The organism is Gordonia desulfuricans NBRC 100010, assembly GCF_001485495.1.
In the GTDB taxonomy this organism is placed as follows: domain Bacteria; phylum Actinomycetota; class Actinomycetes; order Mycobacteriales; family Mycobacteriaceae; genus Gordonia; species Gordonia desulfuricans.
The window spans coordinates 13,200-29,519 of the sequence record NZ_BCNF01000049.1 but is presented as its reverse complement, the minus strand read 5'-3'; the positions used below and the strand labels follow the sequence as shown (position 1 = coordinate 29,519).

Genomic DNA, 16,320 nt, shown 5'->3' with positions numbered 1-16,320 from the left:
AGATCCGATCTCCGTTCGCAACTCGAGGGTTGCTCACCTTGTCAAGCCCAGCTGCTCCGCATGTCCGAACCGAAGTGCGGACACCTCGCTTACCCCGATTCCGTGTGGCCCCGGGGTCTTGCTCGCTGCGGTGCAACAAGAAAGTTACACACACAAGAACAGGGCGTCAAATCTCCTGGTCACAGGCCTGCTCGAGCGATCAGGCCGGCACTAGCGGTCGATCCGCGCACCCGCGAACGACTTCTTGCCGCGGCGGATGACCAGCCAACTCCCATGCAGCAGGTCGGCGTCGGCCGGCGTCCAGTCGGCGTCGGTGATCTTGACGTTGTTGACATACGCACCGCCTTCGCCGATCGCGCGCCGTGCCGCCTTGTTGCTCTCCGACAAACCCGAGTCGACGAGGAGCTCGACGATCGTGGGGGTCGAATCGCTGTACTCGGCGATCCGGGTCTCCCCCAGCGCCGCGGCCAAGGTGCCCTCGTCGAGTCCGTCCAGCTCACCGCGTCCGAACAACGCCTGGCTCGCCAGCTCGACGGCGGCGGTCGCCTCCGCACCATGGATCAGCGTCGTCATCTCCGCGGCCAGCCGCTTCTGCGCGGTACGCAGATGCGGCTTCTCCGCCGTGAGCTGCTCCAGCTCGGCGATCTCCTCGCGACCGAGGAAGGTGAACCACTTGAGGTAGCGCACGACGTCGGCGTCGGCGGTGTTCACGAAGTACTGGTACCAGGCGTACGGGCTGGTCAGGTCGGCGTCGAGCCACAGGCTTCCACCACCGGTGGACTTACCGAACTTCTTGCCGTCCGACGAGGTCACCAGCGGCACCGTCATCGCGTGCACGCTCTCTCCGTCGACGCGGCGACACAGGTCGACACCGCCGATGATGTTGCCCCACTGATCCGACCCGCCGATCTGCAAGACGCAGTCGTAGCGCCGACGCAACTGCAGGAAGTCGTTCGACTGCAGCAGGATGTAGCTGAACTCGGCGTAGCTGATGCCATCGGTCTCGAGTCGGCGCTTGACCGTCTCCCGGGCCAGCATCACGTTCACCGAGAAGTGCTTGCCGAGATCGCGGAGAAAGTCCACGACACTCATCGGTCCGGTCCAGTCCAGGTTGTTGACCAGCACCGCGCTGTTCGGGGCGTCGTCGATGGTGACGAACCGGCGGAGCTGGCCACCGATGCGGTCGGCCCATCCGGCGACGGTGTCGGCCGGGTTCATGCTCCGCTCGCCGACCTCCCGGGGATCACCGATCAGACCGGTGGCGCCACCGGCGAGAACCAGCGGCCGGTGCCCGGCCAGCTGGAACCGGCGCAGCGTCAGCAGCGGCACGAGATGGCCGGCGTGCAGACTCGCCGCGGTCGGATCGAATCCGGCATAGAGGGTGATGGGCCCCTCGTCGACGACCGTGCGCAATTCGTCGAGATCGGTGGATTGCGCGATCAGGCCGCGCCATTCCAGTTCGTCGATGATGTCGATGGTCGTCTCCGCGGTCTGTCCACTCACGAGTTCGATTTTCTCATCCCCCGGCCCGGGCGCCGATGCCGGGGATGACGGCGTGGCTACCGCCCGTCGGTCAATCGGGCGTGTTCGGCGTCGTCGACGCTGCGTGCCTCGTCGGCGAGCATCACCGGGATACCGTCGGCATCGATCCGGTAGGCGACGTGCAGTCGCGGGTTGTAGAGCTCGTCGCCGGCATCGAGCAACGGTCCCCGATCCTGGGGGCAGACCAACCGCTCTCGGACGATCGGGTCGATCGCTTCTGCACGAGACATCTTGCTGACTCCTCCCGGGGATGGCGTCGGGACGCATCCCCACCGCTGCTGTGGGTGGATCCGCTCTCCGGCGGATCCCCATTCACCGTATCGACCCGGTCACCGTATCGACGTCTCGGCGGTGGCCGCCCTGCCGGCCCACCCCAGACGCGTCATCGCCGCCCGGGTGTACCGGCGGTACCGCCCTTCCTCGTCGCGATACCACATGCCCGCGGCGGGACGGGGGACGCCGTCGGCGGCCAGCGCGGCCGCGACCGGTCGGTACGACCCCGACACCGGGATCTCCTCGACCAGGCAGATCAGGTGCGGACGCTCCTCGGCCGGCAGGTCACCGAGTGCGACCCGCAGCTGGGTGACGGTGAGCGATTCGGGCCTGGCGTCGGCACGCAGGGTGATCGCAGCGATCGCGATCTGCCCGTCGGACACCCTCGCCCCGTAGGCGACCACCTGGTCGACGAGCGACAACCGCGACAGCGCGCGCTGGATCGGCGGCAGGTACACGATCCCGTCGGCCGAGCGCACCGCCGACTCGACCGATCCCACGAACCACAGGTCGTCGTCGGCGTCACGGTAGAACAGGTGCCCTGACACCTCCCACCGATCATGGGCGGTGAACACATCGCGCAGCACCGTCGACGAGGCGTCGAACCGATACTTGGTGCGGGACAACAGGAGTCCGACCTCACCCGGTTCGGTACGCCGGACGAATCCGCCGTCACCCTCGATCAGCTGCAGATTCTCGAGGTCGAACGCGGCGATCTCCACCGCATTGGTCTCCGGCAGGGAACGACCCATCGCACCGACCTTGTCGCCGGTGATGTTGGCCAGGATCGCCGAACCGTCTGCGGTGGCGAAGAACTCGAGCACGCGAGCCCGCGGGAAACTCTCCACCACGTCGTCCCACAGACCGGCGGGCATCCCCGATCCCATGAACAACCGGACCTGGTTGTGCTGGTTGATCCGGAAATCCTCGGCGCGCACGATCTCACGCATCATCGTCCACGTGTACGAGACCACCGTGACCCCGTAGCGCTGGATCTCGGTGGCGAAGGTGTCGATGTCGACACCGTTCGACAGCGCGATCCGCGAGCGGCCCACGACGGTGGCGCCGAGGGTGGTCAGCAGTCCGGATGCATGGTGCAGCGGCGGCAGGCAGTAGACGGTGTCGCGATCGGTCAGGCCGGCCGCCGAGGCCGCACCGAACGCCGACATCGCGAATCGGTGATTGGTCACCGGCCAGGTCTCGAGTTTGCCCTGGGTACGGGTGAACAGGATGAACGCGAGGTCGGCGGCGAGACCGGGGTCGGGGCGATACCAGCGCGGGATCTCGACGGCGGCCGGATCGATCTGTTCCATGTCGACGATCCGATGACCGTCGGCCCGGTCGATCTCGCGTGAGTCGCCGCTGCCGCCGCCGAGGATGAGCACCCGATCGCAGTGTGCGGCAGCGGTGTCGAGGTTCTTGGGGTCGGCGATCACCACCGAGCATGCGGCCAGCCGCAGCATCTCGCCGAGATCGGCGTCGGCGGCCGGCAGGGCGGCGACCGCACCGAGCCGCGACAGGGCCGCGACCACCACCAACGCGCTCGGACGGGTGTCCATCAACACGCCCACGTGCTGGCCGGGCCGGATCCCGCACTCGATCAGCCCGGCGACGACGTTGTCGATGCGGGCGTTCACCTGTTCGTGGGTCAGCACCCGGCTCTCGAACAGGAACAGTTCCTTGTCGCCGCCGCGTCTGGTGTTCTCGGCCATCAGTTTGCCGAGCGAGATCTGGGTGCCCGCCTGGATCTGGCCCAGCCGGAAGAGTCGGGGCACCGTGCGCACCGACTCCTGGGCGACCGCCCGGGAGGCACGTTGGGCATTGGACGCCAGACTCAGCAGTTCACGGGTGACCCCGGCCCCGGCGTCGGCGACCGACCCCAGCCCGTGGGTGATCCGGGAGGTGAAACTGACTCCGCTGCCGTGTCCCGGTTCGGGCACCACCATCGGCTCGATCAGTTCGGGACGCTCCCCCATCCCCGATTGCCAGGCGATCCACTCGGCGGTCACCGGCCAGGTGTGCGCACCGGATGCACTACCCACGACGAGTCCGAAATGTCCTACCGGAAGCCGAGATTCGTAGACATCGGCATCGGGAGCGGCCCGCACGATCCCCCGGACCGCGGCCGGCTGACCGATGTCGTCGGCCTCGCCCACGAATGCCAGCACCGGACAGGTGATCTCGGCGAGTGTCACCACGTCACCGTTGATCACGAAGCCACCGCCCACCATCCGGTTGTGCACGACGAACTGCCGGAGCAGTTCGGCGATCGCCGGGCCCGACCAGGCGACCCACCCGTCGGATTCGAGGAAGCGGCGCTGGTCCTCACGCGGCAGCAATGCATCGCGGTCGTGCAGTTGCCGGAGGAAGTCGAGGCGGCTGCGGGCGGTCTTGACCGGGTCGAGCATCTGGAAACCCAACCGGGCCAGCCATCCCGGCACCCACAGATGACTGACCACGCGGTCGGCGAGGATCTCCGCGCCCGGGACCACCAGGCCCGCGGGCAGACCCAGCGGCAGCGCCGCGAGGACGTCGACGGGACTGCCGAAGGTGATCAGGCTGGCGATGTTCTTCGACCGGCGGTACGCGGCAGCCTGATAGGCGAACATCCCGCCCTGCGAGTAGCCGGCGAGGTGGACGTCCTTGCCGGTCGCCTCGACGATCAGGTCGATCGCCCGGCTGATCGCGACGACGTGATCGGCGAGATCACGTTCCAGCCCGCCCTCCTCGGAATCGGGCGAGCCGAAGTCGATCACCCAGGGGGTGATCCCGTCACGGTCCAGGATCGACACCGCACCGTTGTGTTCGGTGACGTCATAGACGTTGGCCGACACCATCATCGGCGGGATGAGGACCACGTTCGGGCCGGTCGACGGCGAGTCCGGGAAGTACCGCCGCAGCTTGAACATCTTCTCGGTCTCCACCACGACGAACGGAGCCGGTTCGGTACCGGTCTCCAATCCGCCGAGGCGAAGCACCTCGAGTCCGTTCTGTGCGGTGGCGACGACCCGCTCGACCACCGCGCCGACGTCCGGAACCCCGCCGAATCCCACCATCGATGCGCCTCCCCCTCGTCGAAGACTGTGGCCTGCTTCACTCTACCGACCCGGACCACAGCGGATACACATCCTACGTGGTGTCGCGACCGCCCCAACGCGCACGCAGGCTGGCCACCTCGGTGGCGAGTACCGACAGCTGGCGCTGCACCTGCTCGGGAGCGGTGCCACCATGGGCATTTCGCGATTCGATCGACCCGCGCACGGTGAGCACGTCGCGGACCTGCGGGGTGAGCGCCGGATCGATCGACGCGAACGTCTCGTCGTCGAGCTCGTCGAGTCCGACGCCGCGACCCTCGGCCTCCCGCACGCATGCCCCGGCGACCTCGTGGGCCACCCGGAACGGCACACCCTGGCGCACCAGCCATTCGGCGATGTCGGTGGCGAGGGTGAACCCGGCGGGCGCGAGCTCGGCCATCCGGTCCTCGTGGAACTCCAGGGTGGCGACGAGACCTGTGATCGCCGGGAGCAACAGCTCGAGCTGTGCCACCGCGTCGAAGACCGGCTCCTTGTCCTCCTGCAGATCCCGGTTGTAGGCCAGCGGCTGCGCCTTGAGCGTGGCGAGCAGACCGGTGAGGTCACCGATCAGCCGGCCGGCCTTGCCGCGGGTGAGCTCGGCGACATCCGGGTTCTTCTTCTGCGGCATGATCGAACTGCCGGTCGACCACGCGTCGGCCAACGTCACATAGCCGAATTCCGGTGTGCTCCAAAGGATCACCTCTTCGGACAGACGTGACAGGTCGACGGCGATCATCGCGAACACGAACGCCGCCTCGGCGGCGAAGTCGCGAGCCGACGTCGCGTCGATCGAGTTCTCGGCGGGTCCGTCGAAGCCGAGTTCGGCGGCGATCGCGGCCGGGTCGAGACCCAGCGACGAGCCGGCGAGCGCCCCGGAACCATACGGCGACACCGCGGTCCGCCGATCGGCGTCGCCGAGCCGGTCGACGTCACGGATCAGCGGCTGCGCATGGGCGAGCAGGTGGTGGGCCAGCAGCACCGGCTGCGCGGCCTGCAGATGCGTCTTACCCGGCATCACCGCATCCGGATGCGCCGCGGCCTGCGCGGTGAGCGCCTCCACCACGTCGAGCAGCCCGAGCGCGACACGGCCCATCGCCGCCCGCACCCACATCCGGAACAGGGTGGCCACCTGGTCGTTCCGCGACCGCCCGGCACGCAGCCGGCCGCCGAGTTCGGCGCCGACCCGCTCGATCAGTCCCCGCTCGAGCGCGCCGTGCACGTCCTCGTCGGACTCGGCCGGGGTGAAGGTGCCGTCGGCGACGTCGGCGGCGAGCCGGTCGAGTCCGGCCAGCATCCCCGCCAGGTCGTCATCGGCAAGCAGTCCCGCCGAGTTCAACACCCGTGCATGCGCTTTGGACGCGCGGATGTCGAACGGGGCGAGCGCCCAGTCGAAATGGGTGGACTTGCTCAGCGCGGCCATGGCCGCGGCCGGTCCGTCGGCGAACCGGCCGCCCCACAGCGAACCCTCGTTGGTGGTTCCGCCGCCGTGCGGATCGTCACTCACCGAAGAGATCCCGACGGGCGGCGATCTTCGACGACAGGCCGTGCAGCTCGACGAAGCCGCGGGCCGCGGACTGGTCGAAGCTGTCGCCCTCGTCGTAGGTGGCCAGGTTGAAGTCGTACAGCGACTCCGAGCTGCGGCGACCGTTGACGGTGATGTGACCGCCGTGCAGCACCAGGCGGATGTCGCCGGAGACGTGCTCCTGGGTGGAGTCGACGAAGGCGTCCAGCGAACGCTTCAGCGGCGAGAACCAGAGACCGTCGTAGATCAGCTCGGCCCACTTCTGGTCGGTGTGGCGCTTGTAGCGGCCCAGCTCACGCTCGAGGGTGACGTGCTCGAGCTCGGAGTGGGCGGTGATCAGCACCATCGCGCCCGGGGCCTCGTAGACCTCGCGGCTCTTGATGCCCACCAGTCGGTCCTCGACGACGTCGAGACGGCCGACGCCCTGGGCGCCGGCGCGACGGTTGAGCTCCTCGATGGCCTGCAGCATGCTGACCGGACGGCCGTCGATCGCCACCGGGCGTCCCTTGTCGAAGGAGATGATCACCTCGTCGGGTGCCTGCCAGTTGATCGTCGGGTCCTCGGTGTAGGAGTAGACGTCCTTGGTGGGGGCGTTCCACAGGTCCTCGAGGAAACCGGTCTCCACCGCGCGGCCCCACACGTTCTGGTCGATCGAGAACGGGGACTTCTTGGTGACGTTGATCGGGATGTCGTTCTGCTCGGCGAAGGAGATCGCCTTCTCGCGGGTCCATGCGTAGTCGCGGACCGGCGCGATGACCTCGAGATCGGGGGCGAGGGAGGCGAAGCCGACCTCGAAGCGAACCTGGTCGTTGCCCTTGCCGGTGCAGCCGTGGGCGACGACGGTGCCGCCGTGGTCGCGGGCGGCGGTGACCAGGTGCTTGGCGATCAGCGGTCGCGACAGTGCCGACACCAGCGGGTAACGGTCCATGTAGAGGGCGTTGGCGGTGATGGCGGGCAGGCAGTAGTCGTCGGCGAACTCGTCGCGGGCGTCGACCAGCACGGCCTCGACCGCGCCGCAGTCGAGAGCACGCTGACGCACGACCTCCATGTCCTCGCCGCCCTGACCCAGGTCGAGGGCCACGGCGACGACCTCCTTGCCGGTCTCCTTGCCGATCCAGCTGATGGCGACCGAGGTGTCCAGTCCGCCGGAGTATGCGAGTACGACGCGCTCGGCCATGGTGATGATCTCCTTGTTTCTCTTCGGTGAGTTCTGTGGTGACGTCCGGATGGTGGACGTCGCGCCCGGGTGCGCGGGCGGTGGGCTGATGATGTTCTTCGTCGGGTGTTGATTATCGGCCGCGGGGGCGGGCGCCCTCGCCACCGGGGTGCGCGTCGGGTCTCGGTGTCGGCGGTGTCACACGAGACCCTCGATTCGTCGGGCCAGTTCGGCGCCGTCGACGGGTTCACGGGCGCACACGAAGATCGTGTCGTCGCCGGCGATCGTGCCGACCACATCCTGCAGGCTGGCGCGGTCGATCGCGCTGGCCAGATAGTGCGCGGCCCCCGGCGGGGTACGCAGCACGGCGAGGTTGCCGCTGGCGTCGGTCGACACCAGCAGCTCGCCCAGCAGCCGGGACAGCCGGTCGGTCCCGCCGGACACGCCACGGACCGGGGAACCGTCCTCGGGCACGACGTAGACGCCGGCCCCGCCGTCGGCGGCGCGCAGCTTGACCGCGCCGAGTTCGTCGAGATCGCGCGAGATGGTCGCCTGGGTCGCGTCCACGCCGTGCGAGGCGAGCAGGACCTGCAGCTCGGACTGGCTACGGACCTGGTGGTTGGCCAGGATGTCGACGATCAGCGCGTGCCGTCCGGCGCGGGTGGTCGCCAGCCGGGACACCGCGTGTCCGGCCGCGCCCACCTGCTTGTCCGGGAGACTCACTGGTGCTCCAGCAGCCAGATCAGCAGCGCCTTCTGCGCGTGCAGACGGTTCTCGGCCTCGTCGAACACCGCACTCGCCGGACCGTCGATCACCTCGTCGGTGATCTCGTCCCCGCGGTGTGCGGGAAGGCAGTGCAGCACGAGCGCGTCGTCGGCGGCGATCGCGTACAGCTCGGCGTTGATCTGGTACGGCCGGAACGGCGCCTTGCGGTCCTTGCCGTCGTCCTCTTGCCCCATCGACACCCAGGTGTCGGTGACCAGGACGTCGACCCCGGTGGATGCCGCGACCGGGTCGCCGACCACGGCCACCGAGCCGCCGGTCAGTGCCGCACGTGCCTCGACGTCGGCGATGACCCGCGGGTCGGGTCGGAAACCCTCGGGGGCGCTGATCGTCACGTGCATCCCGGCGGTGACGCCGCCGAGTGCCAGCGAATGCGCCATGTTGTTGCCGCCGTCACCGAGGTAGGTCATCCGCAGTCCGGCGGTCGACCCCTTCCGCTCGATGATCGTCTGCAGGTCGGCGAGCACCTGGCACGGGTGGAAGGTGTCCGACAACGCATTGACCACCGGGATGGTCGCGGTGGACGCGATCGTCTCGAGCCGGTCCTGGCCGAAGGTGCGCCACACCAGCGCGTCGACGAACCTCGACAGCACGCGCCCGGTGTCCTCGAGGGTCTCGTCGCGGCCGAGCTGCGTGCTGCGGCCGTCGACGACCACAGCGTGCCCGCCGAGCTGGGCGATACCCATCTCGAAGGAGAACCGGGTGCGGGTGGAGTTCTTGTCGAAGATCACGCCCACCCCGCGCGGACCCTCCAGCGGACGGTGCGCGAACGGGTTGCGCTTGACCTCGGCGGCGAGGGCGAGCACCTCGGCCTGTTCGGCCGGGGTGAGGTCGTCGTCGCGCAGGAAGTGCCGGGTCATGACTGCTCCTCGGTCTGCGCTGCCGCGTCCAGGAACCCGGGCAGTGCCGCGACGAAGTCGCCGGCCTGTTCCTCGGTGAGGATCAGCGGCGGGGCCAGCCGGATCACGTCGGGTGCCGGTGCGTTGATCAGGAAGCCGCCGGCCCGGGCGGCACCCTCCACCGCGGCTGCGCGCGGTGCGGAGAGCACGATGCCGAGCAGCAGACCCGAGCCCCGCACGGTGGAGACCAGCGGATGTCCGAGGTCTTCGATCCCGGCGGCGAGGGTCTTGCCCACCGACGCCACGTGTTCGACGAGGTTGTGCTGGTCGATCTCGGCGAGCACGGCGAGGGCCGCGGCGGCACTGACCGGATTGCCGCCGAAGGTGGTGCCGTGCTGTCCGGGGGTGAACAGTTCGGCGGCCGGGCCGGTGGCCAGACATGCACCGATCGGCAGCCCACCGCCGAGACCCTTGGCCAGGGTCATCACGTCGGGCACCACGCCTGCGGCCTGGTGGGCGAAGAACGACCCGGTCCGGGCGACGCCGGTCTGCACCTCGTCGAGGATCAGCAGGGCACCGCGCTCGGCGGTGATCCGCCGGGCCTGCGCCAGGTAGTCGACGGGGGGCACGATCACGCCGGCCTCACCCTGGATCGGTTCGAGGATGACCGCGGCGGTCTGCTCGCCGACGGCGGCGTCGAGTGCCGCGACATCGCCGTAGGGCACGAAGTCGACACCGGCGGGCATCGGTTCGAACGGTGCCCGCTTGGCCGGCTGGCCGGTCATGGCCAGCGCGCCCATGGTCCGGCCGTGGAAGGCCTTCTCGGCGGCGATGATCTGCGGCCGGCCGGTGCGCCGCGCGAGCTTGAACGCGGCCTCGTTGGCCTCGGTGCCGGAGTTGCAGAAGAACGCGCGGCCGGGGTGACCGAACTTGTCGAGCAACCGCTCGGCGAGTTCGACGACCGGCGGACTGATGTAGAGGTTCGAGACGTGTCCGAGCGTCTGCAGCTGCGCGGTCACGGCCTCGACGATCGCCGGGTGGGCGTGGCCGAGCGCGTTCACCGCGATCCCGCCGAGCAGGTCGAGATAGCGGTTGCCCTCGGCATCCCACACGTAGGCGCCCTCGCCCTTCGCCAGGGCGACGGCCGGGGTGCCGTAGTTGTTCATCAGCGCGGACGACCACCGCTGCTGCCAGGGTGCGGTCATGAGGTTGCCTTCGGATCTGATTCCGTGGAATCGGTTGTGGACGTGATGTTCTCGGGGCTGACGACGGTGGTGCCGACGCGCGAGGAGGTGAGCAGTTGGCCGAGCACCGCGTGTGGGACACGCCCGTCGATCACGTGGGCACGTGACACTCCCCCGGTGACCGCACGCAGGCAGGCCTCCATCTTGGGGACCATGCCCGAATCCAGCTTCGGCAGAAGAGCTTCCAGCGCGTCGGTACTGATCTGGGAGGCCAGCGAGGAGCGGTCGGGCCAGTCGGTGTACAGCCCCTCGACGTCGGTCAGCATCACCAGCCGGGACGCGCCGAGCGCCTCGGCGAGGGCACCTGCGGCGGTGTCGGCGTTGATGTTGTGCACCACACCGTCGCGGTCGGGGGCGATCGTGGAGATCACCGGAATCCGGCCTGCGGCAAGCAGATCGGCGACGACGGTGGTGTTCACCGAGGTGATGTCGCCGACCAGTCCGATGTCGGTGGCCACGCCGTCGACCAGCACGGTGCGCCGGGTGGCGGTGAACAGGTGGGCGTCTTCGCCGGTGAGTCCGACGGCATAGGGACCGTAGGCGTTGATCAGCCCCACGAGTTCGCGGCCGACCTGGCCGAAGAGCACCATGCGGGCCACGTCCATCACCTCGGGGGTGGTGACCCGGAAGCCGCCGCGGAACTCACCGGACAGGCCCAGCCGGCCGAGCATCGCCGAGATCTGCGGTCCGCCGCCGTGCACCACGACCGGGTGCATGCCGCAGGCGCGCAGATAGACGATGTCGGCGGCGAAGGCCCGCTTCAGCTCGTCGTCGACCATCGCATTGCCGCCGTACTTGACCACGACCGTCGCACCGTGCAGGGCCTGCAGCGCGGGCAGGGTCGATGCGAGCACCGCCGCGGCATCGGCAGCGGTGGTGTCGGGGCCGGTGGCGTCAGGGGCCGTGGTGTCGGGAGCCGTGGTGTCAGAGGCCGTGGCGTCAGGGGTCTGGCTCATGACGAGTACGCCGAGTTCTCTTCGACATAGGCATGCGAGAGGTCGGTGGTGCGGACCATGCCGGACGCATCGCCGAGCCCGAGGTCGACGACGACTGCGATGTCGGTGCCGGACAGGTCGACGTCACGGGCACCGGACACCCCGGTGCCGTCGACGCAGACCGCACTCCCGTTGAACGACACCGCGATCCGGTCGGCCTCGATGGTGACCGGGGAGATCCCGACCGCGGCCAGCACGCGACCCCAGTTGGGGTCCGAACCGAACAGCGCGGTCTTGACGAGTGAGTCGCGGGCGACGGTGCGGGCCACCGCGATCGCGTCGTCCTCGGTGCGGGCTCCGTTGACGGTGATGGTCACGCGCTTGGTGACGCCCTCGGCGTCGGCCATCATCTGGGCGGCGAGGTCGTCGCACACCGCGAGTACCGCGGCGTCGAGGTCGGCCTGCTCCACCGGGATCTGACTGGCGCCCGAACTCAGCAGCAGCACGGTGTCGTTGGTGGAGGTGGAGCCGTCGATGTCGAGCCGGTCGAAAGTCCTCACCGTGGCCCGCCGCAGTGCGGTGTCGAGCTGTTCGGGGGTGGCGCGCGCATCGGTGGTGAGCACCACCAGCATGGTGGCCAGCGACGGCGCCATCATCCCGGCGCCCTTGCCCATGCCGCCGACGTTCCAGCCCTGCGGATGATGCAGCGCAGCCTGTTTCGGCACGGTGTCGGTGGTCATGATGGCGTGTGCCGCGTCGAGCCCACCGGACAGTCCGCCGGCCATCTCGTGGACGATCTCGGTGACGCCGGCGAGAACCTTGTCCATCGGCAGCCGGTCACCGATCAGGCCCGTCGAGCACACGGCGACCTCGACGGCACCGGTCTCGGTGCCCCAGTTGCTCAGCGCCTCGGCGACGGCCTCGGCGGTGGCGTGTGCGTCCTGGAATCCGCCCGGTCCGGTGCAGGCGTTGGCACCACCGGAGTTCAGGATCACCGCACGCAGCCGACCGGTGGTGAGCACCTGCTGCGACCACAGCACGGGTGCGGCCTTGACCTGGTTGCGGGTGAAGACACCGGCGGCGGCATAGTCGGGCCCCTCGTTGAAGACGAGGGCGAGGTCGGGCTTGCCGGAGACCTTGATCCCGGCGGTGATGCCGGCTCCACGGAAGCCGAGCGGGCCGGTCACACCCTGGTTGCGGACCAGTCGCGGCGCGTCCAGCGGGGCGCCGCCGACGATGCGGTCGTCCCCGGAATCTGTGCTCTGGTTGCCGGTCATCTGTCCGTCCTGTGCGGTCACGGAGCCACTCCCACGGTACTCAGTCCTTCTGCCTCGTCCCAGCCCAACGCCAGGTTCATCGATTGCACTGCCGCCCCACCGGTGCCCTTGGTGAGGTTGTCGATCGCGCCGACGGCCACCAGCGTCCCGGCCCGCTCGTCGACGGTCACCGCGATCTGCACCGCATTGGAGCCGATCACCGAGCCGGTCGCCGGCAGGGATCCGGCCGGGAGCAGGTGGACGAATTGCTCGTCGCCGTAAGCCTTTTCATACACGGCATGCACCTCGTCGGCCGACGCCGACGTGCGGGCGGTGCAGGTGGCGAGGATGCCGCGCGACATCGGGACCAGGACCGGGGTGAACGACACCGACACCGGAAGATCGGCCGCCGCCGAGAGTGCCTGCGCGATCTCGGGGGTGTGCCGGTGTACGCCGCCGACGCCGTAGGCGCGGGCCGAGCCGATCACCTCGGAGGCCAGCAGATCGACCTTGGGGGCGCGGCCGGCCCCGGAGGTGCCGCTGACCGCGACCACGGTCACCGTCGGCTCCACCAGGCCCGCGGCCACGGCCGGGAGCAGCGACAGGATCGAGACCGTCGGATAGCAACCCGGTACCGCGATGCGGCTCGCATCCTTGAGCACCTCCCGGTTGCCCGGGAGCTCGGGCAGCCCGTAGGGCCAGGTACCGGCGTGGGCGCCGCCGTAGTAGGCGGTCCAGTCGGCGGGATCCTTGAGCCGGAAGTCGGCGCCGCAGTCGATGATCAGCGTGGTCGGCGGGAGGGCGTCGGCGATCACCGCGGAGGTCCCGTGCGGCAGTCCCAGGAACACCACGTCATGACCGGCCAGGATCTCCGCGGTGGTCTCCTCGAGGACCCGATCGGCGAGCGGCAGCAGATGCGGATGCAGCGATCCGAGGGGACTGCCGGCGTTGCCGCCGGCGGTCAGCGCCCCGATCTCGAGCTCCCCCGATCGCAGCCGTGGATGTCCGCACAACAGACGCAGGATCTCTCCACCTGCGTAGCCACTGGCTCCGGCGACTGCAACCTTGATCGTCATAGGAACATTATGCACTCCTATGCAAATACATTCATCCACCGGGTCGATCAGGGTGGATGCCCACCCCGATCGTCATGCCGGGATCAGCCGCGCCGGGAGCGGTGACCCGCGAGATCGGCGGCCGCCGGGATCAGCGCAGGCGCGCACCCATCCGCTCACCCGCGACCTCGACCGCCGCGAGCTTCGCCGCGTTGGCCTCGTCCTCGGTGAGGGTGCGGTCGTCGGCGCGGAACCGCAACGCGAAGGTCAGCGACTTGTGTCCCTCACCGACCTGGCTGCCGGTGAACACGTCGAACAGCTCGATCGCCTCGAGCAGCTCACCGGCGCCGTCACGCAGTGCGTGCTCGACGTCGGCGGCGGGCACGTCGGCGGCGACGACCACCGCGACGTCCTGCAGCACCGCCGGGAAGACGCTGACGTCGGGTGCGGGCAGCATCGTGGTGAGCGGCAGGGCGTCGATGTCGACCTCGACCGCGCACAGCCGCTTGGGCAGTCCGGCCTTCTCCAGGACCGCCGGATGCAGCTCACCGGCATATCCGACGGTGATCCCGTCGACGCTGATGCGGGCACAACGGCCCGGATGCCACGGCTTCTCCTGGGCCGCCGACAGCTCGACGGACACCCCGGCGGCCCGGCCGATGCTGCGTGCGGCCTCGAAGGCGTCGAGGTGATCGGCCACGCGGCCCGGACCCCACGGGCCCGCCGGGTCGTGCAGGCCGGTCAGCACCACCGCGACGTGCAGCGGCTGGTGCGGCAACGAGGCGTCGAGGGCGGCGATCTCCTCGTCGGTGGGCCGGCGGGTGACGTCGAGGGCCCCCACGGAGGTGACATTCGCCCCGGCGATCACCACCTGGCCGATGGTGAACAGGGACAGGTCGCGCTGCCCACGGGCGATGTTGCGGGCGGCCATCTCCAGCAGCCCGGGCAGCAACGTCGTGTTGAGCTCGGGGCGCTCCGACTCGAGCGGGTTGAGCACCTTGACGGTCTTGCGGCGCTCGTCGTCGGCGGGCAGATCCCACTGGTCGAAGACCCCGGCGGGCATGAACGGATACGGCAGCACCTCGACGTATCCGTCGAGCGCCAGGGTGCGGCCGATGCTGCGGCGCCGGCGCTGTTGCGCGGTCAGGCCGGTGCCGCCGGGGGCGGTGGGCAGCACTGCCGGGATGTCCTCGAGACCCTCCAGGCGCAGCACCTCCTCGACCAGGTCGGCGCGCTGACGCAGGTCCGGGCGCCACGACGGCGGGGTGACCTCGAGCGGATCGGTGCCGGTGACGGTGCAACCGACCTCGACCAGCCGCGCGGCGGTGGTCCCGGCCGGGTAGGTGACACCCGCGGTCCGATCGGGTTCGTCGGCGGCGATCGTGATCGAGGCGACCGACGGCAGTTCGATGCGCGCCTCCGACAGCGGCGAGGCGACGGTACCGCCGGCGATCTCCACGATAAGTCCGGCCGCACGATCGGAAGCCGCGACGGTGATCTCGGGGTCGACGATGCGCTCGAACCGCTTGCTGGCCTCGGAGGTCAGCTTGTGGCGCTTGCCGGTGCGGAAGACGCGCACCGGGTCGAAGGTGGCCGACTCCAGCAGCACACGCGTGGTCTCGGGGCCCACCTCGGTCGCGCCGCCGCCCATCACACCGGCGAGGGCGATCGGGCCGCTGTCGTCGGCGATCACGACGTCCTCGGGATCGAGTTCGCGGACCACGTCGTCGAGCGTGGTGAGCTTCTCCCCCGGTGCCGCATTGCGCACGGTGACGGTGCCGGTGATCTTGTCGGCGTCGAAGGCGTGCAGCGGCTGACCGAGTTCGATCATCACGTAGTTGGTGACGTCGACGATCGCCGAGATCGGCCTGATACCGGCCACCAGCAGTCGCTTCTGCATCCACCACGGCGAGATCGCACCGGCGTCGACACCCTCGAGGATGCGGGCGGTGTACCGCGTGGCGGCCGACGCCGGGTCGATCGCGACCGGCCAGGCCTCGCTGCCGTCGACGGTGATCGCCTCGACCGACTGTCCGGGGTCGACGAAGGGCACCGAGAAGCTGCTCGCGAGTTCACGGCCGAGACCGCGCACCGAGAAGGCGTAGCCGCGGTCGGGGGTGACGTTCACGTCGATCGCGACGTCGTCGAGACCGAGGACCTCGCGCGCGTCGGCACCGGGCTCGGCGGTACCGGGGGCCAGCACCAGGATGCCGCTGTGGTCGGTGCCGATACCCAGCTCGGACACCGAGCAGATCATGCCGTTGGAGACATGGCCGTAGGTCTTGCGGGCGGCGATCTCGAAGCCGCCGGGCAGCACCACGCCGGGCAGCGAGGCGACGATCAGATCACCTTCGGCGAAATTCCTTGCACCGCAGACGATCCCAGTTGGCTCATCGGCACCCACATCCACCATGCAGTAGCGGATGGGCTTTTTGAACTCGGTGAGTTCGGTGATGGTCTCGACCCGGCCGACCACCAGCGGGCCGGTGATCTCGGGGAAGGCGTCGATGTCCTCGATCTCGAAGCCCACGCGGACGAAGCCGGCGTCGACCTCCTCGACCGATGCCGACCAGGTCGGATCTCCCGCTCGAAGCACCTCGGTGTACCAGGACTGTGGGGCACGCACGTCAATCAGCTACTT

12 protein-coding genes are annotated in these 16,320 nt (G+C 69.4%); all 12 read right to left on the bottom strand.

What is annotated here, in order from left to right; genetic code table 11:
- Positions 1-210: 210 nt before the first annotated feature.
- Positions 211-1,503, bottom strand: coding sequence for a tyrosine--tRNA ligase (tyrS, locus tag GD1_RS08895; protein WP_059036760.1), 1,293 nt, complete (start codon positions 1,501-1,503; stop codon positions 211-213).
- Positions 1,504-1,559: 56 nt separating this feature from the next.
- Entirely contained in the window at positions 1,560-1,772 is a 213-nt protein-coding gene (locus GD1_RS08890; protein ID WP_053777855.1) for a Trm112 family protein, read from the bottom strand.
- Positions 1,773-1,871: 99 nt separating this feature from the next.
- The gene (locus tag GD1_RS08885) at positions 1,872-4,871 is read right to left on the bottom strand and encodes an AMP-binding protein (RefSeq protein WP_059036759.1); all 3,000 of its coding nucleotides are present in this window, start codon (positions 4,869-4,871) and stop codon (positions 1,872-1,874) included.
- 73 nt (positions 4,872-4,944) lie between these two features.
- Positions 4,945-6,393, bottom strand: coding sequence for an argininosuccinate lyase (argH, locus tag GD1_RS08880; RefSeq protein WP_059036758.1), 1,449 nt, complete (start codon positions 6,391-6,393; stop codon positions 4,945-4,947).
- Entirely contained in the window at positions 6,386-7,588 is a 1,203-nt protein-coding gene (locus GD1_RS08875; RefSeq protein WP_053777853.1) for an argininosuccinate synthase, read from the bottom strand. The genes argH and GD1_RS08875 overlap by 8 nt, the downstream gene beginning before the upstream one ends.
- 177 nt (positions 7,589-7,765) lie before the next feature.
- Positions 7,766-8,290 carry an arginine repressor gene (locus GD1_RS08870; protein WP_244882595.1) on the bottom strand — a complete coding sequence of 175 codons (525 nt, stop codon included), beginning with the start codon at positions 8,288-8,290 and terminating at the stop codon, positions 7,766-7,768.
- A complete protein-coding gene (argF, locus tag GD1_RS08865; RefSeq protein ID WP_059036757.1) occupies positions 8,287-9,210 on the bottom strand; it encodes an ornithine carbamoyltransferase in 924 nt (307 codons plus the stop codon). The genes GD1_RS08870 and argF overlap by 4 nt, the downstream gene beginning before the upstream one ends.
- The gene (locus tag GD1_RS08860) at positions 9,207-10,394 is read right to left on the bottom strand and encodes an acetylornithine transaminase (RefSeq protein WP_059036756.1); all 1,188 of its coding nucleotides are present in this window, start codon (positions 10,392-10,394) and stop codon (positions 9,207-9,209) included. Before GD1_RS08860 ends, argF begins: the two co-directional genes overlap by 4 nt.
- Positions 10,391-11,389, bottom strand: coding sequence for an acetylglutamate kinase (gene argB / locus GD1_RS08855; RefSeq protein ID WP_059036755.1), 999 nt, complete (start codon positions 11,387-11,389; stop codon positions 10,391-10,393). The genes GD1_RS08860 and argB overlap by 4 nt, the downstream gene beginning before the upstream one ends.
- Positions 11,386-12,645, bottom strand: coding sequence for a bifunctional glutamate N-acetyltransferase/amino-acid acetyltransferase ArgJ (argJ, locus tag GD1_RS08850; protein WP_053777877.1), 1,260 nt, complete (start codon positions 12,643-12,645; stop codon positions 11,386-11,388). The genes argB and argJ overlap by 4 nt, the downstream gene beginning before the upstream one ends.
- A 17-nt stretch (positions 12,646-12,662) precedes the next feature.
- Positions 12,663-13,700, bottom strand: coding sequence for an N-acetyl-gamma-glutamyl-phosphate reductase (gene argC, locus GD1_RS08845; RefSeq protein WP_059036754.1), 1,038 nt, complete (start codon positions 13,698-13,700; stop codon positions 12,663-12,665).
- Positions 13,701-13,830: 130 nt separating this feature from the next.
- On the bottom strand, positions 13,831-16,305 hold the full coding sequence (pheT, locus tag GD1_RS08840) for a phenylalanine--tRNA ligase subunit beta (RefSeq protein ID WP_059036753.1): 2,475 nt from the start codon (positions 16,303-16,305) through the stop codon (positions 13,831-13,833).
- Between the last annotated feature and the right edge of the window lie 15 nt (positions 16,306-16,320).

Excerpts from the sequence above, each read along its gene's own strand:
- argC (WP_059036754.1), bottom strand. The coding sequence starts at position 13,700 with ATGACGATCAAGGTTGCAGTCGCCGGAGCCAGTGGCTACGCAGGTGGA.
- GD1_RS08875 (WP_053777853.1), bottom strand. The coding sequence starts at position 7,588 with ATGGCCGAGCGCGTCGTACTCGCATACTCCGGCGGACTGGACACCTCG.
- GD1_RS08885 (WP_059036759.1), bottom strand. The coding sequence starts at position 4,871 with ATGGTGGGATTCGGCGGGGTTCCGGACGTCGGCGCGGTGGTCGAGCGG.
- argJ (WP_053777877.1), bottom strand. The coding sequence starts at position 12,645 with ATGACCGGCAACCAGAGCACAGATTCCGGGGACGACCGCATCGTCGGC.
- argB (WP_059036755.1), bottom strand. The coding sequence starts at position 11,389 with ATGAGCCAGACCCCTGACGCCACGGCCTCTGACACCACGGCTCCCGAC.
- GD1_RS08890 (WP_053777855.1), bottom strand. The coding sequence starts at position 1,772 with ATGTCTCGTGCAGAAGCGATCGACCCGATCGTCCGAGAGCGGTTGGTC.
- argF (WP_059036757.1), bottom strand. The coding sequence starts at position 9,210 with ATGACCCGGCACTTCCTGCGCGACGACGACCTCACCCCGGCCGAACAG.
- GD1_RS08860 (WP_059036756.1), bottom strand. The coding sequence starts at position 10,394 with ATGACCGCACCCTGGCAGCAGCGGTGGTCGTCCGCGCTGATGAACAAC.